Source organism: Paenibacillus polymyxa, assembly GCF_015710975.1.
Taxonomy (GTDB): Bacteria; Bacillota; Bacilli; order Paenibacillales; family Paenibacillaceae; genus Paenibacillus; species Paenibacillus polymyxa.
In genome coordinates, this window is the sequence record NZ_CP049783.1 from 396,462 (window position 1) to 423,461 (window position 27,000).

At 45.9% G+C, this 27,000-nt stretch carries 38 protein-coding genes and 2 pseudogenes; all 40 read right to left on the reverse strand.

The window, feature by feature from the left end:
* Nucleotides 1-43: 43 nt before the first annotated feature.
* Nucleotides 44-583 (reverse strand): phage holin, LLH family, encoded by a 540-nt coding sequence (locus tag G7035_RS02075; protein WP_019686518.1) that lies wholly within the window; start codon nt 581-583, stop codon nt 44-46.
* Between the two features lie 15 nt (nt 584-598).
* A complete protein-coding gene (locus G7035_RS27150; protein ID WP_230877385.1) occupies nt 599-754 on the reverse strand; it encodes a hypothetical protein in 156 nt (51 codons plus the stop codon).
* Complete coding sequence (locus G7035_RS02080; protein WP_230877814.1) at nt 751-1,515, reverse strand: peptidoglycan recognition protein family protein; 765 nt, start codon at nt 1,513-1,515, stop codon at nt 751-753. Before G7035_RS02080 ends, G7035_RS27150 begins: the two co-directional genes overlap by 4 nt.
* Nucleotides 1,516-1,518: 3 nt before the next feature.
* Nucleotides 1,519-1,920, reverse strand: a complete 402-nt coding sequence (locus G7035_RS02085; RefSeq protein WP_019686516.1) for a hypothetical protein — start codon at nt 1,918-1,920, stop codon at nt 1,519-1,521.
* A gap of 48 nt (nt 1,921-1,968) precedes the next feature.
* Nucleotides 1,969-2,115 (reverse strand): CD1375 family protein, encoded by a 147-nt coding sequence (locus tag G7035_RS02090; protein ID WP_019686515.1) that lies wholly within the window; start codon nt 2,113-2,115, stop codon nt 1,969-1,971.
* A gap of 5 nt (nt 2,116-2,120) precedes the next feature.
* Nucleotides 2,121-2,636: a hypothetical protein gene (locus tag G7035_RS02095; protein ID WP_019686514.1), complete on the reverse strand. Its 516-nt coding sequence runs from the start codon at nt 2,634-2,636 to the stop codon at nt 2,121-2,123.
* Between the two features lie 13 nt (nt 2,637-2,649).
* Nucleotides 2,650-5,178 (reverse strand): hypothetical protein, encoded by a 2,529-nt coding sequence (locus G7035_RS02100; RefSeq protein WP_019686513.1) that lies wholly within the window; start codon nt 5,176-5,178, stop codon nt 2,650-2,652.
* A gap of 13 nt (nt 5,179-5,191) precedes the next feature.
* On the reverse strand, nt 5,192-5,833 hold the full coding sequence (locus G7035_RS02105) for a hypothetical protein (RefSeq protein ID WP_019686512.1): 642 nt from the start codon (nt 5,831-5,833) through the stop codon (nt 5,192-5,194).
* Nucleotides 5,817-7,004 (reverse strand): baseplate J/gp47 family protein, encoded by a 1,188-nt coding sequence (locus tag G7035_RS02110; RefSeq protein WP_019686511.1) that lies wholly within the window; start codon nt 7,002-7,004, stop codon nt 5,817-5,819. The genes G7035_RS02105 and G7035_RS02110 overlap by 17 nt, the downstream gene beginning before the upstream one ends.
* Entirely contained in the window at nt 6,994-7,362 is a 369-nt protein-coding gene (locus G7035_RS02115) for a DUF2634 domain-containing protein (RefSeq protein WP_019686510.1), read from the reverse strand. Before G7035_RS02115 ends, G7035_RS02110 begins: the two co-directional genes overlap by 11 nt.
* Nucleotides 7,363-7,372: 10 nt before the next feature.
* Nucleotides 7,373-7,771, reverse strand: coding sequence for a Gp138 family membrane-puncturing spike protein (locus G7035_RS02120; RefSeq protein ID WP_019686509.1), 399 nt, complete (start codon nt 7,769-7,771; stop codon nt 7,373-7,375).
* Nucleotides 7,768-8,556 carry a phage protein gene (locus G7035_RS02125; protein ID WP_019686508.1) on the reverse strand — a complete coding sequence of 263 codons (789 nt, stop codon included), beginning with the start codon at nt 8,554-8,556 and terminating at the stop codon, nt 7,768-7,770. Before G7035_RS02125 ends, G7035_RS02120 begins: the two co-directional genes overlap by 4 nt.
* Complete coding sequence (locus tag G7035_RS02130; protein WP_019686507.1) at nt 8,549-8,881, reverse strand: phage baseplate plug family protein; 333 nt, start codon at nt 8,879-8,881, stop codon at nt 8,549-8,551. Before G7035_RS02130 ends, G7035_RS02125 begins: the two co-directional genes overlap by 8 nt.
* A 14-nt stretch (nt 8,882-8,895) precedes the next feature.
* The gene (locus G7035_RS02135; RefSeq protein WP_019686506.1) at nt 8,896-9,435 is read right to left on the reverse strand and encodes a phage baseplate protein; all 540 of its coding nucleotides are present in this window, start codon (nt 9,433-9,435) and stop codon (nt 8,896-8,898) included.
* Nucleotides 9,435-11,369 carry a phage tail protein gene (locus G7035_RS02140; protein ID WP_019686505.1) on the reverse strand — a complete coding sequence of 645 codons (1,935 nt, stop codon included), beginning with the start codon at nt 11,367-11,369 and terminating at the stop codon, nt 9,435-9,437. The genes G7035_RS02135 and G7035_RS02140 overlap by 1 nt, the downstream gene beginning before the upstream one ends.
* 202 nt (nt 11,370-11,571) lie before the next feature.
* On the reverse strand, nt 11,572-12,240 hold the full coding sequence (locus tag G7035_RS02145; protein ID WP_019686504.1) for a phage tail tape measure protein: 669 nt from the start codon (nt 12,238-12,240) through the stop codon (nt 11,572-11,574).
* 39 nt (nt 12,241-12,279) lie between these two features.
* A complete protein-coding gene (locus tag G7035_RS02150; protein ID WP_147288162.1) occupies nt 12,280-12,471 on the reverse strand; it encodes a hypothetical protein in 192 nt (63 codons plus the stop codon).
* Entirely contained in the window at nt 12,434-12,745 is a 312-nt protein-coding gene (locus G7035_RS02155) for a hypothetical protein (protein ID WP_019686502.1), read from the reverse strand. Before G7035_RS02155 ends, G7035_RS02150 begins: the two co-directional genes overlap by 38 nt.
* 32 nt (nt 12,746-12,777) lie before the next feature.
* Complete coding sequence (locus G7035_RS02160; protein ID WP_019686501.1) at nt 12,778-13,176, reverse strand: phage structural protein; 399 nt, start codon at nt 13,174-13,176, stop codon at nt 12,778-12,780.
* A 13-nt stretch (nt 13,177-13,189) separates the two neighbouring features.
* Nucleotides 13,190-14,191 (reverse strand): DUF3383 family protein, encoded by a 1,002-nt coding sequence (locus tag G7035_RS02165; RefSeq protein WP_019686500.1) that lies wholly within the window; start codon nt 14,189-14,191, stop codon nt 13,190-13,192.
* A gap of 13 nt (nt 14,192-14,204) precedes the next feature.
* Nucleotides 14,205-14,689 (reverse strand): annotated as a pseudogene (locus tag G7035_RS02170) (phage neck terminator protein).
* Nucleotides 14,686-15,024, reverse strand: coding sequence for a phage head closure protein (locus G7035_RS02175; protein WP_019686498.1), 339 nt, complete (start codon nt 15,022-15,024; stop codon nt 14,686-14,688). Before G7035_RS02175 ends, G7035_RS02170 begins: the two are co-directional and overlap by 4 nt.
* 11 nt (nt 15,025-15,035) lie before the next feature.
* Nucleotides 15,036-15,506 (reverse strand): phage virion morphogenesis protein, encoded by a 471-nt coding sequence (locus tag G7035_RS02180; RefSeq protein ID WP_019686497.1) that lies wholly within the window; start codon nt 15,504-15,506, stop codon nt 15,036-15,038.
* Nucleotides 15,507-15,515: 9 nt separating this feature from the next.
* A complete protein-coding gene (locus G7035_RS02185; RefSeq protein ID WP_019686496.1) occupies nt 15,516-16,058 on the reverse strand; it encodes a head-tail connector protein in 543 nt (180 codons plus the stop codon).
* A complete protein-coding gene (locus G7035_RS02190) occupies nt 16,033-16,347 on the reverse strand; it encodes a hypothetical protein (protein WP_019686495.1) in 315 nt (104 codons plus the stop codon). Before G7035_RS02190 ends, G7035_RS02185 begins: the two co-directional genes overlap by 26 nt.
* A 48-nt stretch (nt 16,348-16,395) precedes the next feature.
* Nucleotides 16,396-17,778 (reverse strand): phage major capsid protein, encoded by a 1,383-nt coding sequence (locus tag G7035_RS02195; RefSeq protein ID WP_019686494.1) that lies wholly within the window; start codon nt 17,776-17,778, stop codon nt 16,396-16,398.
* Nucleotides 17,778-18,533: a head maturation protease, ClpP-related gene (locus tag G7035_RS02200; RefSeq protein WP_019686493.1), complete on the reverse strand. Its 756-nt coding sequence runs from the start codon at nt 18,531-18,533 to the stop codon at nt 17,778-17,780. Before G7035_RS02200 ends, G7035_RS02195 begins: the two co-directional genes overlap by 1 nt.
* Entirely contained in the window at nt 18,530-19,780 is a 1,251-nt protein-coding gene (locus G7035_RS02205) for a phage portal protein (protein WP_019686492.1), read from the reverse strand. Before G7035_RS02205 ends, G7035_RS02200 begins: the two co-directional genes overlap by 4 nt.
* A gap of 175 nt (nt 19,781-19,955) precedes the next feature.
* A pseudogene (locus tag G7035_RS02210) lies at nt 19,956-21,718 on the reverse strand (terminase large subunit).
* Nucleotides 21,711-22,334: a P27 family phage terminase small subunit gene (locus G7035_RS02215; protein ID WP_019686489.1), complete on the reverse strand. Its 624-nt coding sequence runs from the start codon at nt 22,332-22,334 to the stop codon at nt 21,711-21,713. The pseudogene G7035_RS02210 and the gene G7035_RS02215 overlap by 8 nt, the downstream one beginning before the upstream one ends.
* Nucleotides 22,335-22,463: 129 nt before the next feature.
* Nucleotides 22,464-22,703, reverse strand: coding sequence for a hypothetical protein (locus G7035_RS02220; protein ID WP_019686488.1), 240 nt, complete (start codon nt 22,701-22,703; stop codon nt 22,464-22,466).
* Nucleotides 22,700-22,927 carry a hypothetical protein gene (locus tag G7035_RS02225; protein WP_019686487.1) on the reverse strand — a complete coding sequence of 76 codons (228 nt, stop codon included), beginning with the start codon at nt 22,925-22,927 and terminating at the stop codon, nt 22,700-22,702. Before G7035_RS02225 ends, G7035_RS02220 begins: the two co-directional genes overlap by 4 nt.
* The gene (locus G7035_RS02230; protein WP_019686486.1) at nt 22,920-23,126 is read right to left on the reverse strand and encodes a hypothetical protein; all 207 of its coding nucleotides are present in this window, start codon (nt 23,124-23,126) and stop codon (nt 22,920-22,922) included. The genes G7035_RS02225 and G7035_RS02230 overlap by 8 nt, the downstream gene beginning before the upstream one ends.
* A complete protein-coding gene (locus G7035_RS02235; RefSeq protein WP_019686485.1) occupies nt 23,123-23,383 on the reverse strand; it encodes a hypothetical protein in 261 nt (86 codons plus the stop codon). The genes G7035_RS02230 and G7035_RS02235 overlap by 4 nt, the downstream gene beginning before the upstream one ends.
* Nucleotides 23,373-23,693, reverse strand: a complete 321-nt coding sequence (locus G7035_RS02240; RefSeq protein WP_019686484.1) for an HNH endonuclease — start codon at nt 23,691-23,693, stop codon at nt 23,373-23,375. Before G7035_RS02240 ends, G7035_RS02235 begins: the two co-directional genes overlap by 11 nt.
* A 41-nt stretch (nt 23,694-23,734) precedes the next feature.
* On the reverse strand, nt 23,735-24,160 hold the full coding sequence (locus G7035_RS02245) for a hypothetical protein (protein WP_147288161.1): 426 nt from the start codon (nt 24,158-24,160) through the stop codon (nt 23,735-23,737).
* Between the two features lie 61 nt (nt 24,161-24,221).
* Nucleotides 24,222-24,695, reverse strand: a complete 474-nt coding sequence (locus G7035_RS02250) for a hypothetical protein (RefSeq protein ID WP_019686482.1) — start codon at nt 24,693-24,695, stop codon at nt 24,222-24,224.
* 154 nt (nt 24,696-24,849) lie between these two features.
* Nucleotides 24,850-25,101 carry a hypothetical protein gene (locus G7035_RS02255; protein WP_019686481.1) on the reverse strand — a complete coding sequence of 84 codons (252 nt, stop codon included), beginning with the start codon at nt 25,099-25,101 and terminating at the stop codon, nt 24,850-24,852.
* 960 nt (nt 25,102-26,061) lie between these two features.
* Nucleotides 26,062-26,415 carry a hypothetical protein gene (locus tag G7035_RS02260; protein WP_019686480.1) on the reverse strand — a complete coding sequence of 118 codons (354 nt, stop codon included), beginning with the start codon at nt 26,413-26,415 and terminating at the stop codon, nt 26,062-26,064.
* A gap of 63 nt (nt 26,416-26,478) precedes the next feature.
* On the reverse strand, nt 26,479-27,000 hold the full coding sequence (locus G7035_RS02265; RefSeq protein ID WP_019686479.1) for a sigma factor-like helix-turn-helix DNA-binding protein: 522 nt from the start codon (nt 26,998-27,000) through the stop codon (nt 26,479-26,481).

Sequence of the window (27,000 nt, forward strand, 5' to 3'; positions counted from 1 at the left end):
GCAGGGTGTTTTTTTACATTTTTTCAGTAGTAGTTACAGGTGTTTATTTATCTTCTGTCGGCGTTGAAATAGGCTCAGGTTCAGATTGCACCTGAGCAGGAACAGCATTGGCTACCTCTGCTGTAGCCTGTGCCAAAAAATCATTCAACTTTGCAGCAAGACCCGATACAGCTTCCTTAGCTGCGGCCTGTGCTGCCTCCTCGTTTGGCTGTGCCTCAGTAGCCAGTCCTGCTTTTGTTTTGGCCTTATACTCCAGATATGCTTTCTCAATCGCGGCTTGCAACTCCGTAGGCGATACCACAATGCCCTGTTCCGTCAATCGCAAGGATGCATATTGTAAAGCCTCTTGCATCTTGCGAACTCCGCCAGCATCTTTAAACGTAGTCTGAGCAAGTGCGAATGCCTCTCCTGATACTTTATGGATTACCTCTCGCTGTGCCGCTGTTGTACGTGCATCTAACCAATTATTAGCCTTATTCTTAAGTGTGTTAATCCCCGCCAAAGCAAAGGTCACCAGTACGCCTACAATGGCTGTAACAATGGTACTAATAGCTGGTTGAATTGTTTCGATTACGTTTTGCATTTATAAATCCCCCTCTTATTGTGTTGGCAAACCTGCAGCACGCCGCAGATAGTTGGCCAGATTGTTATAGTGTTGCATTTGTTCCTTGTCGCCTGCTTGTTTCGCTTTAAACCAAGCTGGTTGGAGCCAGCGGAAAATGATTTCTTGTGCATTGGATTTAAACAGTTTCACAGCTCCAGCAAGCGGTAGATTTTTTCGTTCAGCCCGGCCGCCGCCCGAAGGTTATTGGCTAGGTTATGGAAATGCGTCTTGCCCACATCGTCCCCTGCCTTTTGAGAAGCGAACCAAGCTGGAGATACATAGTTGTCTATAAGTGACTGAGCGATATACATAGGTAACGGCGTAAAGTCCAGTGCAGCAGGAGCCACAGAAGCGCCTTTAAGCTCCGTTTCCACGTCATAAACCAATTCCTTTAGTGTCTTACCGATCGTCGCAAGGGCTTGGTCTACGTCCCTTTTACGGGCCGGGTCAAGCTGCTTATGACTCGGTATGTGTGTGCGTGGGTTAATCCCCCATTTATTGCAGCAGTAGGCCAGGTACCATACAAAGCGTTTGTAAGCCTCTAGCGTGTCGATCTTGCCACCAAAACAAAGTTCTATACCGAGGGCAATATCGTTTGCATCGTCGCCAAAGCGTTCATTGTCCGTTGTAACGTTGTATAAGACATGCCAAGCTTTCTCTGCTGCGTCTGGTCCGGTTCCTGTTGGGATTATCTCCAGAATCTTTTTGTCATCTACAAAGACCTGGGCAGATGCGGACCGGTCTTTTAGATTTTGAAAATAGGTAAAGTGGTTATCCGCTGAAGCTCCTGGATTGCCTGTGTCGTGAGCAACTAAAAAGACCGGTGCACCCGACGTTAAACGAGTACCCGGTCTTACGTTATGGCGCTTGTTTATGTAGCGCCGTTCTATCGTATATTTGGTTGTATCCAATTATCACAATCCCCCTTTTACAAATACCGCCGTGACGATAGCAATTATAGTCCCACCCAACACAAATGTGAGGAACTGAAACCATTGCTTGTTATTCGTGGTTCGCTCTTTAACACTGTCCTGCTGCGTTTGTTGGAGCCAGCTAAACAGTTTCATTTCTAACGTGTCAATCTTGGTCATAACCTGATCAAATTGCAGTTGCATCATTCTAGTCGAATCCTTGAGCTGGCGAATCTCTTCATCATGGCGCCCCGCTGTTTGTTCGATCAGTTTAAAACGTGCTTCATCCGACAATGTTTGTGCGGAAAGCCTCGCAAACTCCGCGCTAAGTCCTTGTAGTTGAGCTGTTAACTCTTCTGTTTTCGCATGCAATTGTTCAATTGCCATCACGTCTCCTTCCGGCATACCCTTTCCCCCGTCTCTATCTATTTTGCTCAGGAAAATTTTCCTGTCTTACTCTCCCCGTTTTTCTAATGGTGTGCCATCCACGTCTAATCCCCAACTTGCTAGATATGCCCTAACAGGTTCCTTTTGTATATCTGGCACCTGAGCAAACGTCTTTATGCCTTTCATGATTAGAGATCCATATATGGCTGCCACGTTAATCACCTCCCCTCTTTAAGAGCTTTAAGTTCAGCTTGCATTGCAAGCATTTGCTCATACATATCAGCCATTGCAATCTGTGTATTTGTAAGTTCTTCACGAAGCTTTGGCTGCGGTTCTGGCTGCTTGGTTAATTCCGCTATCTGTTCTGGCGTGAGTCCTTCTGTCCAAAGATTATCAGGCTGCCTAGGAGCAACATATACAGGCTGTTCCCCTTCTGCCCTTCCCTTAGCCTGCCAGTCATCCAATGCTGATATATACGCCTCCTGTGCCTCGTATACGGCACTCTCATAAGCCTTCCATGCAACAAGGTCAAACTTCGGCTTGTACAGACCCGGCGTTGTAATCGGTACACCCACCGTATAGCCTACAAGCTCCGGCTTTTTTGGTTCGGCACCCTCGTCCTGATCAGTGTTATCTGGCTGAGCATAAAAAGGGACGACACCGGAAAAGGCATCGTCCACTAGCTCGTCCTCCAGATAGAGGCCGTCTGTATTTACTTTAGCTGCTGATTTCATACATTCCCCTCCCTTAGTCCAATGTGAACTCTAAGTAGATATTCACTTCATTGTTACTCCCACCGGATACGATAAATTTACCGTCAGCATTTATTAAAACGGCAGCAAACACGTCTGTAGTTGTATAAGAATGTACGGGGCGAACCTGACCTACAAGCGGCCTATATCCTTCTGGCAGAATCATAAACGGCTGGCCTATAACGCCACTTTTAATTCGAGCCTTGACCTGCACTATATTGTCTTTCTTCCGGTAGCCCAACACGCCCATGCTCACCCAGCCATTAAGTAGTGTAGTAGGAGTAATCCATGCGGGATTATCTTTGTCAGCCTTCTTGTTCTCAAGCACCGACACGCGCGCCGTATTCTGTTGCACACTGTCCACCAAGTCCGCAAGTAGCGTCTTTTCATTGGCTGCGTAGGAACCTGTGAACGGCACGACTGGAGACGACATGAACGCAAGGTATGACACGGTATAGGCTGCGGCTGTATCCACATTGTAACTTTGAGCCAGAGCACCAGCAGGTGTTACCGTGTTAGGGTACAATGTCCAGCTGTCACGCTGCGAATTTCGGTAAATTCCGATGAATCTGTCAACTCTGTAGTTCAAAAGAGATGACTGATATTCTCCAGGGCTACCATTGTTAATGTTCCACCCTTTCGTACCTAACTCTTGATACATTTTAGCCTTCTCGCGCAGCACGATCCCTGTACCTACTTCAACCTGATTATCACCCTCAACAAAACTTAGCTGTCCCTCTGAAACAATAGGCTCTACTGTAGGCGTTGCAAGTTGGTATACAAGTTGATACGGCGTATACCCTGCATAGGATTGTGTCGGCACGGATTGGGTGAAGTTAGGTGCGCCCACACGCTGAACCCAATACTTAGTGCCTGTACCATTCCATGTCGCTGTTGTCGCTGCCTGCGCTTGCGCTGGCGTTATGGTATTAGCATCATACGCCTTGTAGCCGAAAAAGTAGGCTTTGATGTCATCTTGTGATGGACTGTATTTATCATCCCATCCACTGTCAGCAACACTGATACCAATATAGATGTCTCCTGCTGCGGTGACTGCGTTCGTGTCGGCTGTGTTGCCCGTGCTGCCTTGTGGCATTATTTTTCCATCAAACTTCGTGGCAATCCCGCTTGCAGCCACAGCGCCAGCCGCAAGACCTACTATTTTTACTTGTCTGACTCCAGCAGTAGCAGCAGCGTCACCAAGTACCCACGCCCTGTTACCGTCGATCGTCAATCCTTGCCACTTCTTGGACTTAAAGTATTGCCCGTCACGTTCGAATACAGTATCCGCATTAGCACCTGTCACTGGATCGGCGTACAGGTCTGTTTGCAACGCTAACATTGAGTCTTCGCGCGGCTTAAAAGGCTTGGCTGTGCTGCCGATGTTAAGCATGGGGTTTGACATTGTAACGGCTGTCGATGACGTGCCTAGTAAACGGATATTAGCAGCTCGGCTCGTTGCCGTGAATGTGGCACTCAACAACCCTGAGCCTGACGCTTCAACAACAATAGCAGATTCTGGTTCATCCGTTACTGTAATTCTACCAGTCGCCCCGCCGGATTGAACTGATACAGTGTACTTTTGTCCAGGCACTAACGGCGATACGGTGTGTACTATTTTGTTATCAACCGTTACCGAAACACTTTTTTCATTCGCTATGGTTGGTGTTCCTTGTTTTGCCGACCACTCGTAAAAACTCGGCAAAAGATTCTCACCGTACCGAATAGCATATGGATTCCGTACAGGCATTACGCTGTCTACGTAAGGCCATTTAGCAGCTACCTGAGCGGGCGTAAGTGTTGCCGCTGCTGCATAGTCTGCGTCACTTATCTCGTAGACGCGGACAGAATCCATATTAAACGTGCCTCCGCTGTTGCCTGTGCCTGTAATGGTCAAGATGTGGAAATAGTCTGTAGCGGCAAATCGCACAACAGACGGAGCAAAGACAGAGGCCGAAGACACTTCATTACCCGTTGCTCCAGCAATGCCGTTTATGGATATCGCTATCTTACTGGAATTGCCGTTTTTAACGTCAGCAATGGCAATGTATTTCCGCCCTGGTGTCGTAAGGAAGGTGACGGAAGCTGTGGCGGGTACAGAACCTAGCGTAATTTTAAATGAGCTGGTCCCGCTGGTTTTATTGGCTGTATCCGTTGCGATTGTGGTATTGCTCGACCATAGTCCAACACTCTCACAGTTCCCCATCCTTCCAAGCAAATTCACAAGCATTCTCCCGGTTACGCCGGACAATGAAAACGGAGCTGCCTTCACAGCGTTAAGTATCTGTACACCTGCATTCAGCGTAACCGTTTTGGTATTTATTGTGTTAAAGCGCGATTCTATTTCTTCTTTATGGACTGCGTTTTCTTGTAGCTCCTTCATTGCAAGATAAGCTGTATTAAGATGCCAATTAAACCACTGTGCCGGAGGCTTAATACCTACTTGATATCCGGTTAATTTCTGTGAAGCGTTCGGCTCAAGGCCAGTGGCAAACCATTCAGGCAATTTACTGGAAAATGACATGATTATCTCCTTTCTATATAGGCAAGTCTGTTGACGTTCCCGGTTCAAACACTGCACCCATTTTTCCGCCTATATTTGGGTCGTCCACGCTACCCCAGCCGCGTTCCGGGTCTACTTCCTCTGGTAAACCACCAAACTCAAACGACCCTGCCAATTCAATACTCTGGACGCTTACGCCAGCAGCAACCGTTTTTTGGATTATCTGTACGAATTGCGACAACTCTATGCCGGATTCATTAAGCTTCTCTAAAGGCAGGCGCATGAGAGATAATGCCGCTGGTTCCGGGTCTAACGGATCACTAAATTTCTGTTGAATCTTAATTTCGCTGTAATCTGCGCCGACCGCAAGAGCAATAACCCGTATAATCGTGTTTACATCCCCTTTGGACAGGTTACGGGCTATCTTGCTCTTTATCATGATTCGGTAAATTTCATCAGAAGCAGCTCCGCGAAGTTGTCCCACATTTCCGCCGATAAGATCCAATGTAGTTCCCTTTGCAGTGTCGATATCTCGCCATTCTTCGATTGTTTTGAACGTGTCCTGTAAATCATTTAAAGGTCCAGCCAAAATAAAAAAGAGCTTCCCTATGTTACTGTTTGGATTTTTCGCGAACACATCCGTAAGCTTTTTAATAAGATCAACCGGAGAAATCATGGTGTATCACCTCAATCCAACTCGCAGACGTTTGAGCCACTTGTTGCACGTCCACAACTAAATTGTGCGGCCCGTAGCTCGTCCCATTAGTGGAAAGCTCTATAACCACGTCTTCCACACCTGTAATAGAGTAAGCTGCAGCAGCAAGGCGCATCATGACAACATCTTCACCCATACTCAAGCCAGCGTATACAGTACCGTCTAAATCAGCGCCGCCAATGAATCTGACTAATTTGGATTTAACCTGGTCGTCTCCGTCAGCGGGATACGCAGTGCTTTTATACACCTGAATTTTTATGTGGACAGGTACAACTACAGCCCGACTAAATTTAATCGGCTGAAGGTTTCCGCTCAGGTCTTTAACTTGCATGGATATGTCACCGTAAGACTCGATGCCCGCAGCTCCCACAGATAAAATTGCGTTGGCAATGTCGGTGTCTGATCCACCAAGAGCATACACCTGATATGATTTTGCAGGGCGACCAGCAGCATCAGGAGTGATTTTATTGTTTATAATCACCGCCGCCGCACGTACCCCAGTTACCCGCAGCACCGCCCCCCGTATAGCATCGCCTGTCGCTGATCCGCCGCCAGCTACCGACAGACTGAACTTATCACGGAACTCCGGGTCAGTCTCCTTATCACGTCCGCCAAGAATAGCAGCGGGATTGTTTACTGCTGTCACTTCCGGTACCGGGTTAACAATGATCGTTACTGTACCCTCTGGCGTATTGCCAGACAAACCCGCCTCCATCGCCTCCACGGGAACCGTCATACTACCGGAGGCTGGGAAAGTGGCATCAGATGTGGTTTCATACTGCACATCTGTATCTGTTGACACTAAAAAACCCGCCGACACTGTGTAACCGGGGGTGCCTGTAAGGGTTACGTTGCCAGTTGCATATTGCGAAAGAGCACGTGACACACCGACATGAGGACCGAGACGGTCTAAACTGCTTCCCTCTGCGGTGTTTACGTAGGCGCTATAATATACCTTTTCAGCAAGCCCCCAAACCGTGGCAAGAAACCACGCAAAAATCCGCAAGATAATACCCAGCGGAGAGAGGGCGGAAGTATTAATTTTGTCGCCGTATACCTCTTTGGCCTTGTCTTCCATTTCATCTATTAGATCGTCGAATCTCTTACGCTTAAACCCCTTTTCATCCAGCATTAATACTCACCCCTTCCTGCTGGATTATCTCGCCATTGGTTCCGGTTGCCTTGAACGTTACTGTTAACAGCCGGGCCGCGCGGTCCACGATGAATGTAACATCATCAACGCTCTCTATTCGTTCCTCTTGTAATAACGCACGGGTAAGCTCATTTCTCATTTCTTCCTCACTCGCGAGTTTTCCAAGGAACAAACGAAAAGCAAGTCCGATATCAGGATTCAGAAACCACTCCCCCGCATTGGTCCCGATTGCTACCCGACAGCATTGCGCCAGTTCTTCATCACCTTCGATCATGACCAGGTTCCCACTTGAATCAAATTCAAGGTCACCATCTGTAGTAAGTCTGAAAGACTGCATATTGTCACCCCTAACTAAAAGAAGCCGGGAAGATCCCGACTATAACCGCGTCATTACTATCGTGTTGCCTTGCCGTATCAGGCGCAGCCACCGCACCAGCAAGCCCGTTCCGTATTTCCCGGTCAGCCACAACCACATAAACTACATCCCCCTGCTTGTACACGGGTAAGTATTCTTGTTCGCTGCCTCCATCCTTCGGCTTCAGGCGAAAACCCAACCCGGGAGCGGCTTGAATCATAGCAGGCTGATCGCTGCCCGTTCGGATAAGCGGCTGTACGCTGGCAATCATTTTCACAGGATCGAATTTAACGACCTTGCACGGAAAGGCCACATTAAAATCCGTGTACAGCTTCAACAAAAAGCCATCCAATAAAGCAGACATAGCGGCAGCAGGATCAACTTTATTCATAAAATCGCCTCTACTTCCGTTGTAAAGTCTCCCGTTCGGGTAAACGTATGGGAACCACTGCGGACATGGGCTTTCCCAGTAAAACGGGAATAGGACAGGTTAAGTACACTTGCGGTGGTTACTCGGTGCTGAAGTTGCATCTTTATGTTAAAGCCCTTGGCCCCATCCTTCTCAAATCGCCCAGGCGTTCCAATTAACCCGGTTTTGGTATTGACCGCAAACACATTGTCGCCGCCGCTCCGTAAATTGCGGACGTACAGTTTGTTCTTATTGATGTACACCGATGTTCCACAGTCTTTAGCGACCTTTGCAATTATCTCCGTTACTTTGCCTTTTGCGGTGTATCCATCCTGGTACCTATAATCTCGATTGAGGCTGAATTGAGCAATGGGTAAGCCGATATAGCTTGCCATCTGTTTAATAATCTTGCTGGCGAGTGTATTTTCAGCAAAGGCAATTTCTTTCACCTCACGTTTATCCAAGTCCTCGCTATCCAGTACGTGGATAGTGGTAATCTTGTCTACGCCCTCCCAAACGGTATCTACGTTGGATATGTAGCCGTGGAGTAGCAGACCCACATCACCCTTATATCCAGCATTGAGCATGAGCACCTTACCACGTTTGATATTGTTTATGGTTGTCTCTGCCAAATTCCAAATTTTAATTTCACTTTCATTCGGTAGGGTGTCATTGTCAAAAGGAACCTTGCCCTCGATGTTGTACTTGTCGGAGGAAAATTTCATACCAGCGGTCAAGACCTCTATCACGCGTCCAAAATTACGCATCGTCCTCATCCTCTTCCTCTATAACATAAAGAAACACGCTCACACCGAGCGTGTCCCATGTTACGGCTGTACTATTTTCAGATTCGTCGTATGGCACAACAGGAACCTTTGGAAACCGATCATCCTGGACATCGTAGAACAGCGGTATGCCGTATACGATCTTTTCCCCGTAAACCAATACTTCCCCATCTAGTTCAAGGTCCACCGTAAAGTAGTCAAATTCCGAATTGTAATGAACCTCAAAAGTGTACATTTGCTCTGCAAGTTCAATTTCAAATCTATAGGGGATAAGATCCTTTTCGATTTCAATAAATTCGTAGTCCATCCACACTCACCCCATTAAGCCCACGGGCTGCCCTTCTTAAATTTGACCTTCTGGACCTTTTCTTTTTCCTTTTTGCCCTTGCTCTTACCTTTTTTACCTTTCTTGGTCTTGTCCTTTTTGCCTGATTTCTTCTTGTCCTTCTTCTGCTTCACGCCACTATTAACGATCTTAGCGGCCTGAGATTTAACAGGAAGTGGCAGTTTGCCCACGTATGAAGATTGAGCGACAATAACCTCAGTAAGAGTAAACGAAACGGCGTAACCGTCTGCGTTTGTATAATCGTGGTCAGTCGCTAGGCCGGATATAATCCCGGTGAAAGATGTCCGACCAACATATTTTACAATCTGTCCAGTGTCAGATGCCTTTTTTAGATATGTAAGCACACGCGCCGCATCCGGCCCGGATATAACCCCACTAAGGGGCATTGTCCGGGCTTTGCGCTGCACATGGTCAACCATATCTATTCCTTTTTCCACGGGCTGGCTTGTTATGTCTACATCGAACGTGGGGCTTTCCTTTTCTATCCATACATAGTGGCTGTCGATCATTGCCATTATATGTTCACCTCCGGTGAAACAAATCCCTCACGCCGGAATGTTTCTTCTAAGATCTTTTGAACTTGGCGGCGTACCTCGGCAGCTACATCCCCAGCAACCGTAGCGCTTGAAGCATCTGCCCGAAGGTCGATATTTACACTAATGTTCATCGCCCCGCCTGCGCTGCCTCCTCCACCAACACGAGCCGGGGCTAATTTGCGGGCTGGTGCACTTATCGGGCTATTTGTGGATGGTACAATCTCGTCCGTCACGCCAGTTGCAGCCGCCGCCACGCGATCCTGTGTCCCTTCAATACCTTGGGCAAGACCTTCACCCGTGAAGAAACCGACTTCCATCATTACGCGAGAAGGTGAGTGAATACCTAAGATATCTTTGATTTTTTGCGTAATACTTGAACCAATATCTTTAACCTTTTGAACCACAGAGTCAGCCATTGAGCTAATACCGTTTATCATACCTTCGATTATGTTTCTGCCGATATCAAAAAGGTTGATCCCCTTTAAATAGCCCGTTATCTGATTCCAGATACTCGTGATTTTGTTCCAGATATTTGTAACAGTTGTTGAAATGGTAGAAAGAATATTATTCCATACGCTTGACAGGAAAGACTTCACACCATTGAATACATTGGACGTGGTGGTCTTTACGTTGTTCCATGCCCCTGTTATCCGGCTCCATATTGACGATACAGCCCCGCTAATACTTCCGGTTATTCCAGCCCAGACAGATACAAGCCACATCCACACAGCCATAAAAACAGCCACAGTAAACGCCTTTATCTGGCTCCAGTAAGTGACCACCAATCCAGTTACCAATACCAATGGACCAGCAACAACCATTAGCAGTTTTGGCCCCCACTGTACGATGAAATTCACAACAGAATTGAACAAGTTAGTAATCCAGTTCCATACCGCTGTTAACTTGGAAACCGTAGCATTCTTGATCTTGTCCCATGTCTGAGGAATGGTAACCGTAATAAAATTCATTACGGTCGAAAACCCGACTTTGATAGCCGCCCACACTCCATTTACAAAATTGCGGAATGTTTCAGACTTTTTATAAGCTACTACCAACGCCACTCCTAATGCCACCAATGCGATAACAATAAGCATAACCGGGTTAAGACTCATAACCACGTTAAATGCAGTCTGAACAGCCGTCCACACCCTGGTCAAGGAAGTTATCGCTGTTACAGCTGCATTATAAGCAACAATCGCTGCCGTTTGTATCTTCTGCCACGTAGCCCATGCCTTCATAGCAATAGTAATCGTAGTGACTACTGTCCGATATGTGACTAGCGCCGCGACAATGCCTATAAGCGTAGGTTTAAACCCATTCCATCCGACCATTGCCGATCCTACATTTTTGATTGTATTACCAACATTTTGTAGAGTAGGCCACAACTCCTGTGCCTTGACTGTAATCCAATTTATCCCGGCCGCTACCTTATCGCCTATCGCTGCCCCGAAAGCCTTTATTTGTGGCGTGTTGTCCGTTAGCCATTGTCCAAACTTATTTAAGTAAGGCAACAGCTTTTGTCCAACAGGTATTAATATTCCGGTTTCAATCTGCCTGCCAAACATCCCAAACGCTTCGGCTGGGTCTTTAAATCGAACCTTGTTTAATTCCTCCATAGTGTCAGCGGCAGAATTGAATTGTGATTTAGTCGTACCCATAGCGGTAATCGTCTTTGCTTCAAGGTCCTCGAATTGGCTCCCCATCAAAGCAACTCCGACAGTATTACGCTGTACAGGATCCTCTATGTCGCCAATCATCCGCATTATCTGCTGAAAACTCTTTTTAGCTTCTGGACCGCCGGCAGCAAATGTATGCATCATCTTATCTGCATTTAGTCCCAACATTTCGAAGGCCTGTATACTCGTCTTGCTACCGTCCTTGGAACGGATGTTAAATTCCTTAACCGCGTCCATTAAGGTGTTATCCTGTTGGCTTTTTATCCAACAGTTCTGTTAGTTTCTTTTCCCAACAGTTCAGCATATCTTTTCACTTTCCAGGGAAAGTGTCGCGGCCTCGTGGGTCTATTATTTCAAGACCTATGCGTTGCCCCTGACTGTTCAAAGAACAGCCTTCGGTTCGGATTAGCATTGCAGCCTCCCCGCTTAATTCCGCGATTTATAGTCGGCAACGCTTTTTACCGACTTTATCAAGGTTGAAAGCACCGTTTTGTGATCCGGCAGCCAAAGTATCAAACATTTCTGTCGCGCTGAAGCCTAAGCTTTTGAATTGGTTAGAATACTCATTCGCCGTATCAAGCAACTCACCCGACTTGTCCAGTCCTTTTTGCGCTCCCTGCGCCAACAGTGTCATAGCCTGATCGGATGTAATACCGAATTGCCGCATCATGGTATCAGTGGTTTTCACTGACTCCCCTACTTCAAAACCAAAGGCTTTTCCAAGCAGCATAGCGTTCTTGGTGGTGTTTTCCAGTGCGGCTCCAGTCTGTCCGGTTATTTGTGCCGTAGTAGATATTTGCTGCCCAAGATCCTGCCAATTTTCACCAAAGTTTTGACTGTATAAGTTTTTGGCTATACCCTTTGTCGCTTGCATCTGCTGATCTGTCTGACCAGTCGCCATTTGAACTTGGGACATACTCTTTTCAAAGTCGCTGGCCGCTTTTATAGATGCAACAGCAAAAGCACCCATTGCAGCAGCAGCCGCAGCACCAAAAGCGAATACACCACCACGTAAACTATTAAGTTGGTCCTCAGCCCGGCGCAAAGGACCCTCAGCGACCTTAAACCCTACGGCAAACATTAAGTTACCTATTACGCCTCCGGCCATACAATCACCTCACAACAAAAGAGCGCCCTTTATAGGCGCTCACTTAGGTTTATTTGCAGCACGTTCCTGCTGTTTTATATGGATATCTAAAGCGGCGTTTGCTTCTGCTAGATCATCGTCATCCATCAAGAAAAGATCCCCGTAGGTGACACCCATATCCGATAACAAAAGCCGCCATTGATTCCAACGTTCATTAGCCCTCCGATTCGCTTCCTGCTTGCTTATCGTCATTTTTCTCACCCTTGTCTTGGCCTGTGATAAATGCATAAGCTGCATTAATTACTTCGCTATATTCGTCATATTCCTCGAAGTCGTCAATTTTAAGCTTTGGACTTACGATTACATGCTTGAGCATTTCTTCCGATAGTCGTTCCTCCTGCAAAACGCCAAATTTATTTTTGGACGCATCGTTAATTTTAGAAACAGCACGGACACCTGGATGCTGGAACAGATATTCCTTTCCTTCAATATTCGAAGTGTATTGTTTTTGTTTGAAATTAGCCATTATAATCGTCTCCTTAAATTTGGATTATTGGATTAAAGAATTTCGTGGTTAGTCAATTGAATTTCGTATTCTCTATCGTCTGCCTCATTGCCGTATTTACGGGCAGCAGGCTTTTTGACCACCCCAGCCGTACTGGTGATAGTCTCTTTTGGTGTGCCGTTGTAAATTACACTGACATCCACGACCTGACCAGTAACGGCCAGTTTGTCCATATATGCCACTTGCGGACTTGTTGCAAGCAATGTGATTTTGAGTGTGGCGAGCGGGTTATTCACCTTGGTTACGAGTACATCACCCTGCGCCCCGACTTTGAAAGTATTGGAATCTTCGTCTTTTTCCCACTCTACCAAGTCCTCAGAAAAACCTGTAAGAAAAACCCCTCCGATTGATACGGAGAGGTCCATAGGATCATATGTGGTTGTAGTAGCCAATTAAATCAACTCCTTAAATCTGGATTAATCCAGTGATTTTTGACTTATGGATTGCTCCATCCAGTTCAAATGTGAACTTTGCATCGTTGTACTCACGCTTTTCGCGATCCGCCGGGTCTACCTCAGAACGGCGTTTAAAATCCGTTGAATATAACGGCAAACCATCATCACCTTTGGCAATCATTCCTTGCTGATCGGCACGCAACAAATTCGTCTTTACGACTGCTTCAATCTGAGCAATACCAGAGTTAGAAAAGCCCACTTTGTCCTGGCGGAAGAACAATTTTTGCACGCCCAACTGAATATTAAGTATGAGCCAGTCCCGACATTGCATAATATCAATGTATTCCCCTGACACTGTTACCCCTTCGGACGTTTGATCGTCTCCGGCCTTAGTAACATAGGTGTTAGCCCCTAATGCGTGAATGGCTTGCATTTCCGTTTCAGTGATATCCATAGGTGCGATACCTTTAAGGGGTTTAAATTTCCAAGTCAATGACCCGGCTGGCTTTTGTCCTGCACTACCAATCCAAGCAGCGTCAGGGTAATTGGTAATGTCTTCGTGATAAAGGGTTATTGTACGGGTATACTTTTTGGCCTTGATTGAGGCCAGATCCGTTTTGCTGCTCGAAGCAGTGAAAAATAACCGTGAATCATCCAACTCTACTGCATCCCCTATCGCTGTAACGTCCGCCAGCGTCCGACTGGTAGAAACAAGATAGTACCAGTCTTTAGAAAAAATCTTTGGAAGCCAGTCCGCAAGTGGGTCCCCCGTTTTATATTGCATAACTGCAATGGATTCTGGTGAATTGCTGCCTTGATTGAACAGAGCATAAGCAGCTTTATAAATCTGTGACGTATTCGCAAAGTCCTCCAAAACAGCATCCAGATCATAGTACAATTTAAACTCAGTAGCTGCAGCAGCAGCACCGATAATAAGCGGCCTACCCAATCCGGTTTTAGGAGTAGGACGAAGGATATTAATAATTACCTGCACGTCTCCACGTACCGCCAAAACAATCAGCTCCTTACGTTATTATTTTGTTTGCAATCTTCACTTTTTCGATGTACTCAAGGTCCTGATCGGCAACAGCGGTGGTACGAAAGTCCACGTCGAACCCATATCGTCGTTCCCATTCATCAGCAATAAGAATGTCCCTGTTGTCCACGCTGCCGATATTGAAAACAACCACGTTCAAATCCTTGAGAACATCCCGGCCGATGGTTTTAAGCCAGTCCTGCGCCCTAAGCGCGTTTGTAATGCTGTCCGCGCTATCCGCTGCGTAGGACAAAAAAGAGACAGTAAATTCTACCGTCTCCCGCTGCACCAATTTTCCATTTTCCTGTGTTACTACCGGGAAACCCCGTCCTTCTGCGAATCCATCTGAAATGTTGTATGTTAGAAACGCCCCTTTTGGCATGTCTCCCCGCCATTCAGTTCGATTACCTCTAGTCCCAAACGGGCCGACAAACCACGTACAATAGCAGACCTTATAGCCTTAAAAGGTATCACGACACATTCACCTTCTTGAGCAAATATTTGTTTATGTCGCTGTACTCGCGGTCCTCTACAGTATCCACCGTGTACTGTTTACCTTGATACTCTATCCGGTCTGCAGTGGAGTGCTTTGCGGCGGTGTACAATGTACGGTCTTCCTCGGTGTAACGTCCTCCTTCCTCCATCTGAAGCTTGGCGGAAACGGGTTGAAAATGACCTTGTAATGCAACGCGTTCCGGTTCAGCCGGAATCCATACACCATCCTCGTCCCGCCTGCCCGTATCTGGACGCACAAAAACATACGGAACATTGTACTTCCGCATTATGCCTCCAAAACTGAATTTACGCATATCGTACCTCCTTACTTATCAACGATCACATGTGTGATGCTGTCCCGTAGGTCCGCATCTGCAATGAGGATTTTCTTCCCCCTCTTGCGCCGGGCATACAACGGTGAAAGTGGAGGCTGCTTGATCCGATTAAAATTAGCAAGTGTTTTGGTTTCCCCTATTACTCCAACCTGTTCAAGAAATGACATAACGTCCATATCGCCCATAGCGACAGGTGTTATGTTCGTGCGGACCCATTTGGATATACCAGCAGCGGACTTCTTTTTACCAGTCCCGATAAATGAACGAGCTGGTATTTTCATCTTGGCAGACCCATATTCATGAACACCCGCAATCATCGCCAGATCCGCATCACCTTGCATACCTATATGAACCTCTTTTTTGGCAAGCTTGTTTAAGTTGGCCATGATTGCCGGAAGGAAACTCGTTTCATCCAGTTCCACGTTAGCACGGCGAGTGCGTGTCCGTCTTGCGCCAGCCATACAATCACCTCACAACTGAATAAGGGCCTTGACTGCACCCGGCAGGCTTCGGCCCTCATCTTTGTATGTCACGGATATGTCGCCTACCCGTTCACTGGTTACGCCCTGCTCGCGCATTAATGTTTGAGCAAGCAATACACAAGCCCATTCATATTTTTGCGGCAGTGTAGGCGCTGGCGCGTCCTCTGCATCGCTCGGGAGGATATAACCAGCCAGATATTCCACCTCGATTAAACGCGCTCCATGCGGCCAGCCGGACCGCCGAAACAGCATGCCGTTTTCAGACTCAATAGTGAATGACCCTTCCAACTTATCTACTCCATCGACATGTAGCAGAGATACCGAATGGATCGGGAAATTTCGAAGCCGGAGGAACTTAGTTCCAGGACCGTCTAGCGTCTGCCGATATGTCTTGTATTCGAAGCTCCGATTACATTCCCGTTCAATCCATTCCGAAGCTGCTCCTAATGCGGTGAGAAGTGTAAAATCTTGTGACGTATCATCCAAGGGAATGGACAGATAACTTTTAGCCCTCTGTAGGGTTGTCAGCATTCGTGTCACCACCAGCGTCCGGCACATCAGGAGTGATAGGTGTGTCAGGTGCATCAAGTGTATCGTCTTTGGTCGTTTTCGTTTTAACAGGTTTCTTATCTGTATCGGCAGTAGGCGCAGCATCTGGAGTCATCCCAGTGTCATCATCTGCGATTACTCCGGCTGCTTGCAATCGTCGTGCTCGCTGTTCTGTAGCAGGGAAATAAGAACCTGGAAGGATTGTGTCGCCAGTTTCTTTGTCCGTAAATGTAGCAGCAACTAAATACTGTCGCTTGTCTTCTTTAGCCATGTGTTATTCTCCTTAAAGACCCGGTCCATGCCGGGTCTGTAGTTTTATTTAGGCTGTTGGTACGTCCAGGGTCACATAAGGGCTTACTTTTGTTACGCCATCTTCCAGCGTAAGCGGCTCGATTACCCATGGCTTACCATCAACATTCCAGAATGCTTTAATAACTGTCTTGTTTTGACGGAACAGAACATGTTCGGAAGCGTCAATAAACGGACCGGAACCATCTTTAATGAGGTAGTACATAAAGTCCACCAACTGCAAATCGCCTTTTGAACCAAGCGGCTTAGTACGACCCGTGAACTTGATTGGAATACCAAGTAACGTTGATGGCACTCCCCGTGTTGCATCGCCTTGGATGTAGATGTAACGTCCAGCAGGGTCTTGCATTGTCATGAGTTGTGGCAATGTAGACTGGTGAGCAATGAAAGTGGCGTTGCCCACAGACTCTGGCAGAAGGCTTGCCAGCATATTCACCACGTCAATGTATGCAATTTGGTTAGCTGTCTTTCTTTTAACTGTTAATCCGCCTGCTGCTGTGGACACTCCAAGCGGTTTACCCACACCATCCCCAGTCAAGAAAGCAATATCCTCAGCTGCAGTCATCGCGTTTTCAAGTAGTGTACGAATGAAGGAGTCAGCCGCCTGCCAGTTTCGGAGCAACTTGTCTGTTACAACCGTTGTAGCAGCTACTTCATGCGGCTCCAGTGTTACTTCCTTCATATCCGCATCCGTCTCAGGCTTGTTGCCGCCTTCCTCAATCCACTTAACTTCTACCCCACCGTACACCCCGTTACTGCCTTGATCCAACGCAGGAATGGTGATCTTGGAATCAGGAGGGGAACCAGCAGGCAGTACAGTTGCGCGAGGACGCACAATAGAATCAGGCGCGTTCAGTTGCAAAACCTTATCCGGACGGAATTGAGTCGGTATAAAAGGCTGTGCTCCACCATCTCCACCCAAAGTAAACTCGTTACGAAATGACATGACTTGATCACGGAACGCCTCTGGAACTTCTACACCCCCGCCTTGATTTTCATTGACTTTAAGATTGTGAATTCGACCTTTCGAGTCACCAAAGCGCAAAGCATTTACAAACTCACCAAAGCTGCTGAATCCAGCTGTATCTTTCAATTTTGCTTGGACAGGGCTACCGCCTAATGCTGCAGCAGAAGGACGGTAACGAGCTGAAGCAGGATCGTCCAACGTTCCCTCACGCTTTGCCAATTCTTCCTCCAAACCAGCTTGCTTTTCCAGAGCGGCAATACGTTCTTCGAGCGCTGCAATTTCAGTGTTGATGCGTTCGAACTCTGTAACTTCTTCTTCTGTCAATTCAGTGTCTTCTGCTCTTGTCTTTGCTCGATTCAAAATCTCGCGTTGATTTTGAATAAGTGCTGCGCGTTCTTGTTGCAATTCTGCTTTAGTCTTTTTCATTATTTGGACATCCTCTCATTGGTAGATAGTATTTTTTCATACAACGACAACGACGACCGAGTTCTCCGTGGAGGTTCCGGTTTCGGATCACTCGCAGGAGGCTGGGCCGCCGCAGTAACAACAAATATTTTTGGTGCATTTTTATATTTGGAAAGATTCATATCTTGGCCATTAACATTAAGGACACCAGCATTAAGCGAGGCTGCAATTTCCTTGCCTTGGTCAATTTCATCGGCCAGACCGTAGCTGATTGCCTCGTCTGCAGAGAGCCATGTTTCAGCGTCGAGTAGTTCTATTAGCCGTGTTTCGTCAATCCCTGACTTGTCGATGTATGCTGCGATGAGACTTTTTCGGATATTATCCAGATCATCAGCAGTCTTTCGAAGTTGTGCCGCATTCCCCGCAGAAAACGTCCAAGGATTATGAATCATCATCATAGCGTTACGAGGCATATATACCGTGTCACCTGCCATAGCGATTACAGAGGCAATGGAAGCCGCTAGACCGTCAATATAGACGTTAACATGAGCTTTATGACGTTTAAGCATGCTGTGAATCGCTTGCCCGGCGAAAACATCACCACCGTCAGAGTTGATATATACATCCAACTCAGGTACATCACCCAATTGGTCTAAATCAGCTTTAAATTGATTGGGTGTTACCTCGTCCCCCCACCAATCCATTGATTCAATGACCCCATAAATGTACAAGGACGGTCGGTTACCCTCATTTTTGAAATTCCAAAACTTTTTCACGTCGTTCCTTCACCCCCTTTCAGCACGTTTTCAGCAGTTTTACTCGCCGCCAGATCAGCAGGAATCATATTCCCGTTAACCAGGTACTTTTTGCCTGATTCTTCTCCTGTAGGATTCATATCCTCAAGCTCTCTCCATGTATCGGCGTTAATTACGCCGTTCTGCCGTTGAATTTGCAGCCCCTGTTGACGACTAATATAGTCACCGCGCAGCAATCCCTTAACATTGCAGCGAACATAGTACCCTTGAGCACGTTCAGTAGGTGTGAAAAGCCTCCAATTTGCCGTCTGCTCAAGACGTGTGATGTATGGCATGAGCGAATACATCACAAATTCGGTGCTCATTTGCTCAATATTGTTGAAAGACGACTTCTCAAGGTTAGCAATCATGTGTGGAGGTACACGAAATAAACCGCATAACTCATCGCGGTTAAATTTCTTTGTCTCTATAAATTGAGCATCGGCAAGTGGAATCGGAATCCGGCTATATTTCATGCCTTCCTCCAAAATAAGCGGCTTCCAACTGTTTGCAATGCCGCTCCCCTTCTCGTCGAGCCATGCAGTAAGACGTTTATACGCCTCGTCACTAAGCGAATTTGGATGCTCCAGCAATCCTCCAACGTTCATACCCTGCGTATAAAAACGCTCAGTGAATTGCTGAGTAGCCAGACCGACTCCGACTGTTGATGCAGCCATGCGGATAGGTGAGTAACCCACCAGTCCATTAGAGCCAAACCCCCGAGTATGGAAGATCATTTCTGCTGGGTAAATTTCCGCTTTACCACGGTCATTTATAGCATATTCAATCTTGTTTGTTTCCGGATTCCGCTGAGGGTTAACCATATACCAAGGAATAGGATACAGTTCTATCGGGTACCCGCGCTGATTGTGCGTAATTATTGAATAACTATTCCCCGCTAATGCTTGTTCACTAACCGTTGTTTCCCTCCATGTTGACGACACCATTTCATCGTTTGGTGTGTCATGCAGCAGCGCGTGAACAGGATGATCCCTTGCCTCATCTTTGCCCCCGCCATTTCGTTTTCGGTATACGTCCATAGGCAAAGTGCCAATCGTTTCAGCAAGGACCCTCACGCAGCTGTACACAGTTATGAGTCTGAGCGCTGCACCTTCACTAACCTCAACCCCCGCATATTGTCCACCCAAAGAACGATGCCGAGTGTCGCGAAAAAAGTCGTCCATAGAATATTCTTGTGCTCTAGTTACCAACCGGCTTATAAAACCCATATTTAGCGTTCACCTCCTCCCTTTGCGGGCAGTCCGATCCAAACCAGCACGGCACCACAAATAATGAACATAGCTGGCGGGTAGATCATCCAAAGTCCACGTGCCGACATTAAAAAACCACATAACAGGAGAATTTCACGTATGTGGTCTAAAGTTATTTTTATTTTGGGTAATTTCACAAGTCTCTCGGCCCCCTTGTCTCATAAATTGACTTCTTCGGTTTCGCCGATAACGAAAGCGTTAGCTTATGGCTGTCTATAACAGCGTCCACAGGATCTATGCGCTTTGTTTTGGCTGTTGGGTCCTTATCTATTTTTATTTCCCCAAAACTGTTACTGGTGGTCTTAGCGTTCGCCATAGACCATGTTAGCAACTTATTGCGACGATCATAAATGACATTGCCTGCCTCAACCTCCAGCCTAAAATCAACCGTTGCGTCATTTAGGCTCTTGGCACTTTGAACTATCTCAACTAGGTCGACGCCAAATTCTTCAAGGTCAGACAAAAAGGCATCCGCATTATGAGGGTCATAAGCGATGCCTTTTAATTTGAAGTTATGTTTTTTGATTAGGTCGCGGTAATAAGCAAGGATATACTTATAATCTGTCTTCACGCCGCCCATTGTCTCCGTAGGAGTAAGTAACCCCTCCATGATCCACATGTCATACGGCGCATGGTCAGACTGCACATGCTCATGTACCCGCGCCGCTGGTATCCAGCTATGAGAATGGATGTAGTATTTGCGTTGACCATCCACATCCAAAGGAAACTCTAAGCTTCCGCTTGTCAAGTCCCCCCGGAAGAAAGGTCCAACCCTAAGTAACATTCCTTGCCTTCCATGTCTTCGATAGTCGTGTCAGATTCGCAGGCTTGCCAATGCTCCATATTCATATACTGCGTATCGGAGAACTGAACCCAACGATTCAAGGACTTGGTGAGGAAGTTTCGCAGTTCTTCCCCTTGCTGAACTTTGGCCTTTATCGCTTCTGACCTTAAACTATCTAACGTTTCAGGTGTCCATAACGGGTTAGCTTTAGGCCAGTTTGCTTCATCCCATACATCGTCGTCTTTGTCCAACTCGCAGATGAAAACGAACTGAGTTTCGTCGGCATGTGCGCCGGATAGAATTAACTTGCAATATTTGTACAGTTCATAGCATGGACCGTTGATATTAAAGCCTGCGGTTGTAATAACGGAAATAAGGCATTGTTTTAATTTTTTGGTTCCATCAGCAAGCAGCTTGTACATTTGATTATCTTTATGTAGATGGTATTCGTCCACGCTTGCAAAATACGGACGGAATCCATCTATCGTTTTCGTATCTCGACCAAGCGCCCTGATTTCACCCTTGGTCAGAGAACAAAGTATAGTGCTCTTATAGTCTTTAACGTCAAATAGCCCCGACTCATAATCTGAACCACCAAGCTCGGGGTCTGAATCAATGAATTTGATACATTCCTTTAGGACAATTCTTGCCTGAGCTTCTTTTGTAGCGGTGCAGTATACTTGGGGATAATTATAGCCGTCAAAGTTTCCATAAAAGAGGGCCGGGACCGCGTTGCCCAAAGATTTACCGTTTTGCCGGGCCACCTGAACATATGAGGTGCGGAATCGACGGTAACCATCCAACGTAACCCAGCCATTCCAACTCCCAAACATAAAGTCTTGAAAGCCCCATAGTTCAAGCGGCAAAGGTTCCTCGCCTTCTGCCAGCGTGAGGGATTCGGCAAACTCTATAATCTCATGGGCCTTATCTGGATCGAACACGTAAAGAAAATCTTCCGTACCCTGCCGATCCAAATCCTTAAGGTGGCGCTCACACGCCTGTCGCTGTGCCTGACCAGCGATAATCCTGCCGGACACCACTTCCAGTGCATAGGCTGTTACCCGGTCCGTCTCTCCGACAGTGTTGTAAGGATAAATCTGCGGGTTAGCCACTTCGGTTTCCCCCGAACTTTCCGAACTTGCTCGAGGTCTTCTCCGGTTCCTTCGGCTTCGGAACATTCTTCACCTTAGACAAAGGGTTTAAGAAAAGACGGTCCTGCATTTTGAGAAGCATGTCCATCTTCTTGTTGATTGCCGTTTCGATTTTTAATACACCTTCTAAGGAAGCAAGTTGGGAAAGGTACTTTTGTGCCCTCAAACCATACTCGTTCAAATCTTCTTCCGCTTCCTCAGCTTTGCGAGTTAATTCTTCAAAATATTCATCAAATACATAATCTTCAATGGAAATTCGCTCAATTTTTTGATACTGTTTCAGCAGCTTTTCGTACTCTGAATATGTCCGGCAGTACATCGCCAATAGTCCCACATCGGAGCTAGAAAGCAAATTAACACCTTCAGCAGCAGCGGCTTTATAATCTTTCATGCACTGTTTCCAGTGAGCGAAAGCAACTGTATCATCCTTTACAAACACAGGCGGTTTCAGTTTTTCTAGTTCAGTTTTCCCAAGCTTAACCTCACCTTCTTTGCGCGCCTGAATCTGTGCTTTTGTTAATCGGTTCGGATTGCCTCCCGCGATGTGAAGGTCAATCGGTTTTGCATTTCTCCCCATCCGGGTGCACCTCCAAATCCCGAAAAATTTATAAAACGAGTTTTTACGCGAAAAAAGTCCGGCGCGGTCTATTCCAAAAAAAGTTTTTAGAAATTTGACCCCCCTTCCCCTTTTCAAAAAAATATAATTTTATTTTAATTCAAAATATTTTGATAAGCTTTTATCCAATTCACTTGCAAGTTTCGCTTTTATATCTTGCACTGTACAGGGTTCTTTAACTTCGATGTACAGCTTGATTAAGTTTGTAGCTACCACGTGGGTGCTTACTCTTATATCCTTATCAGTTGAATGGTCATCGTTCAGCCGTTCGTACTCTATCAGCTCCTGTGGTGTACCTTCATGCTCGTACTCACCGCATCTAATGATCATGCGTTACCCTTCTCTCTTCCGTGCTTATTGACTATATCGCACACACGTTGAGTACGTGCAGCCTTGGCGATAGTCTTATCAAACAGAGAACGTCCTAGCAGCCTATCCCACCAACGTAGCTTTATAGCCACGCCTTGCAACATGCCTGTAGAGCGTCTACCTAAAACCAATAGGTTGCGACGGTCATCTATAGGCTGTATACGCTGTACGTAGTAATCATCCATAATAATTGTTCTCCTTCTTGGACTTATCATACTCACAGTTAAGGCGTAGTACCTGCTGTACTTCCTCGTGTTCCAGGCTGATATCACACTGGCGACTAAGGTTTCTAAGAATGTACCCAATACGCTCATCGCTTTTACTTACAGCGTCACGCCATCCTTCCGGCCTCATAGGCGGCGCATCAGCAGTACGTTTATTCATACAACAATCCACCCCACAGACTTATACTTACTAATCAAGCGCTGAACATCGTCAGCCATAGCCCACAGGTTAGAATAATTTGTGGGACGTCCTTCGTACTTTCTAGCTGCATTAAGAAGCTCTGATTTAAAAAACTCGGCTTGTTGCAACGTTAAAAATGCTGCCGTGTTTATAATTGATTGAAAACCACCCGCGGAAACCGTTACTTCAACAATGCTGTTGTACACAACCTTTATAGGCTCATAATTAGACGCCATTCCCAAAACCTCCATCTTCTTTTGCTGTCTTGGTATCGTGGCATTGCTTGCACAGCGGTTGCCAGTTATCCCTATCCCAAAACAGTTGCTTATCTCCTCTATGTGGGGTTATATGATCGACTACTGTTGCAGTAGCCAAGTACCCGCGTTGGAAGCAGTACGTACATAGCGGGTGTTTACGAAGATATCCTTCACGCGCCTTACGCCACTTGCTATCATAGCCCCGTTCTGCTGCTGTACCTCTATACTGGTCATAGCTGCGTATTTGGTCTTGGTGAGCCTCACAGTATCGCTCATTGCCTGTGACCATCTGTTTGCATCCCTGCTTACCGCAGAACCGCTTTAACGCCATTATGCTTTGAGCGCGGCTACAACTGAATTGAGTAATGTAGCTATTTGGGCAGTTGTTGCTGTAGCAGGATCTGCTAATGGGGTAAGTGCTGTAAATGCAGACTTATTAGTCTTTGCATTCAATGCCGTAGCTAAATCTGTGATATTAGCCATGACGTGTGTGTGATTACCTGCAGCAGCGTTTCCGGCTCCTGTGCCAAGGGTCAAGCTCGATGTACCAGCGCCAATAGCGGTTCTTGCTGCCGCTGCGTCCGTTGCCTTTACGAGAGCCTTACCAGTCGTTGTTGCGTCAGTGATACTATCCACCGTTATCGTTCCACCACCTGAACCGCCGCCAAAAGGTATCGGATTTTTTGTACTTACTGGAATGGGTTCCCCGTTTTCGCCTTCGATAAATAGCATTCTTCCTGTAATATCTCTTGACATATAAACACGTCCTTTTCTTTGGATATAAAACAAAAAAAGCCGCCTATTGGCGACTGCGTTATTAGTATTCATTTTCAGGCGGTTTTGGCTTCAGCCATTCACCTTGCTCATTGATGAATGCATCTTTGTAGCGACCTGATTCTAACTGTCTTATTATATCCTCTTCTTTAGCAACCAGTATTTTAGCAAGCTGAGTAACAGTGTAGTATTCACTACTTTTGTAGTCTAACTGTATAGGAACCGCCATTTCGTACAGCACATTCAGAAATTCAGCAAACGTCAACTTGCCCATGTTACTTATCCCTGAATAATAAGATGGCTTGTAGTTAGAAAATTCTCGAAATGATTTTCCTTGAAACTCTTTTGCTAGAGCGTTACTAAGGCGCACGCTCATAAGGTTATCGAAACGTGTCTCGAAGTTCATTTCTTCCGTTTTAGCGTATTTTGCTTTGAATGCGATTATCTTTATAAGAGGCAAGTCTTTGCGATTACCCTCTTTCAAACGCATTCTAAATTGTTCACGATCCATTATCATCGGCTGTACCATCCTCTAAGGTGTGTTTAACCGACATTTTACAGCACGTTTCTTATAAACGTAAACAGATATTAAGACACACAGCGGAATCGAACCGCTATAATCCTGTATGTGTCAAATAAGGTGAGGTGCGTTATGCACCCGACCTTTAGAGTTACTTGAGTTGATCAACCAACTGTTTAATTACAGCTGGCGTGCTGATACGTTGTCCATCTTTACGGTTACCCTTGATGTATGCTGCATCCTCATTACTGTAGTAGACTACACCGTTGCCCTCTACGACTGGATAGCCGCTTTCGTCTGCTTGCAACTCAGTAGCAACATGTTTGCCGTGCTGTTTGGCGTGTTCCTCATCGTGTAGATGCAGGATGCCATATTGATCGAGATACGCATAATTCTGTGCCATCGTTTGTTTCCTCCTGTACATAGCAAAAAGGACACCGTATACCGATGCCCTCATGCTTGCTTATTTAGTTGCGCCCTAACCCTCCGTCATGCGCTTGCCACTGCCGCTCCCTTATACATGCGGTATGGTTCCCAAAATATTTAGACTTTTGGTAAATTTATGATTTTCTAGTGATTGAAATAATGATATAATTCCTGTGGTGCCAAAAAGCGGTGGTTGTTCGCAATCGGACAGGACTCCACCTTGACACCTTTCGAGATAATTTCTCTGGCAATCGCGATAGCGGCTCTGACTGTCGATATCATTGACTTACTAAAGCGCTAATAACAACGCAATAAGGGTGCACTGTTTCTATAGCTAGAGTCTTCACCGTCTTTATGACCATGGGTACTTTAACACCCTGACACCTTTACCTTTTCAAGAGATGTCAGGTAGGCTAGCACATAGATTGGCTAACGGATTAACCACTTTAAAGAAATATGCCAAGGCACAGTGTGCTCAACAAGTTAATAGGACAATAAGAAAAAGACCAAGAGTGGGGGCTCTTGGTCTTTCCCTTTTTTTAGACATTGTAGAACACACGGCTTTACAGTCGTAAATACAATAAACGAGTATTTGTGAATCTCGTATAGAGATTAGATCTACATATTTATTGCACTTGGATTGCCTCCTCGTGTTCTGATTTGTCTAACATACTATGCGCGCGATCAAAAATCTCCTTTTCACTACAGAGCTCCTACTACCTATGTCTCCTTAGCGATATTTTCTTCTGGCTTATTCATAGTAACAAATATATCAATCATTTTCCAGATATGTTTGTTCGCTATGTTTTTATTGAATTTGGTTATATAAAGATAAAATATAATAGGTTTCACCTATAGGTGGCATTCGTAAGACAAATTTTTATCGTTCAAAATAATAAGAACATCTCCCAATATAGAAGGAAATGTTCTGAGTGATCTATTGAATTATTCTTACATGTACTTCTTCAACATCATTACCGTTAGCATCCACAACATTAACGACACCGTAATCTTCCCAAGACATCACTTGGGGATTATATTCCGTAGCTGTTAACAAGCCATTACTGCTAACCGAGAAACAATCCTTTGCATAGCCAGAAACATAATAAGTGTAGTGGCGCCCATAAGAAGGGTTATATCCTAATTGGTAAGTTTGTCCGACCTTTAATGTAATTGTGTACGTAAGGACTTTAGAAGCGGCTGGGGCAACTGTTGATTCTGCAGCACTTGCTATTCCCGCACTTAATGATAAAAGCAAAACCATTGATGCAGCTAATAATAGTTTCTTCATATTATCATCTCCTTTTCATAAATATTGTAATATGCCCGTCTAGTTTATTCAATATATTTCCTTTTATATTAAAAATAAGCTAAAATTTAAATCTTCTGTTATTTTTCTTTGTGCTCGTTGGACATACTCTTCAACTGAGCCCTTACTAATACCCAGCATATTACCAATCTCCCCGAATGAAAAACACTCTCCATGCGCCATTACATAACATTCTCGTTCCCTTTCACTTAAGCGCGATAATGCATCCTGAATCTGAAATCTTTGCCAGTCTGTTAGATTACTTGGACTTCCTGCTTTGGAGTTGCTTACATACGCCTGCATCTTTAGTGGGTCAACTAACTGTTCACGTTGGTATGCTGCTCGCCTCTCAATCCCACGCTTATTCCCTGGTCTTCTCCCGGTAACTAACCACTCTTCCGTAAACTCACAGTCGGATATCATACCGGAAATGATCTTCTTATCGTCCGCGTCAGCCTTCTTATATATCCTTGCAGCTATGTTCCTTGCCTTGCGGTAGCTTAATGCTGTAGCCCCTCCCAAGTCTGTTACAACGGGTGTTTGTTCCGTATCCTCGTCCGGTATCAT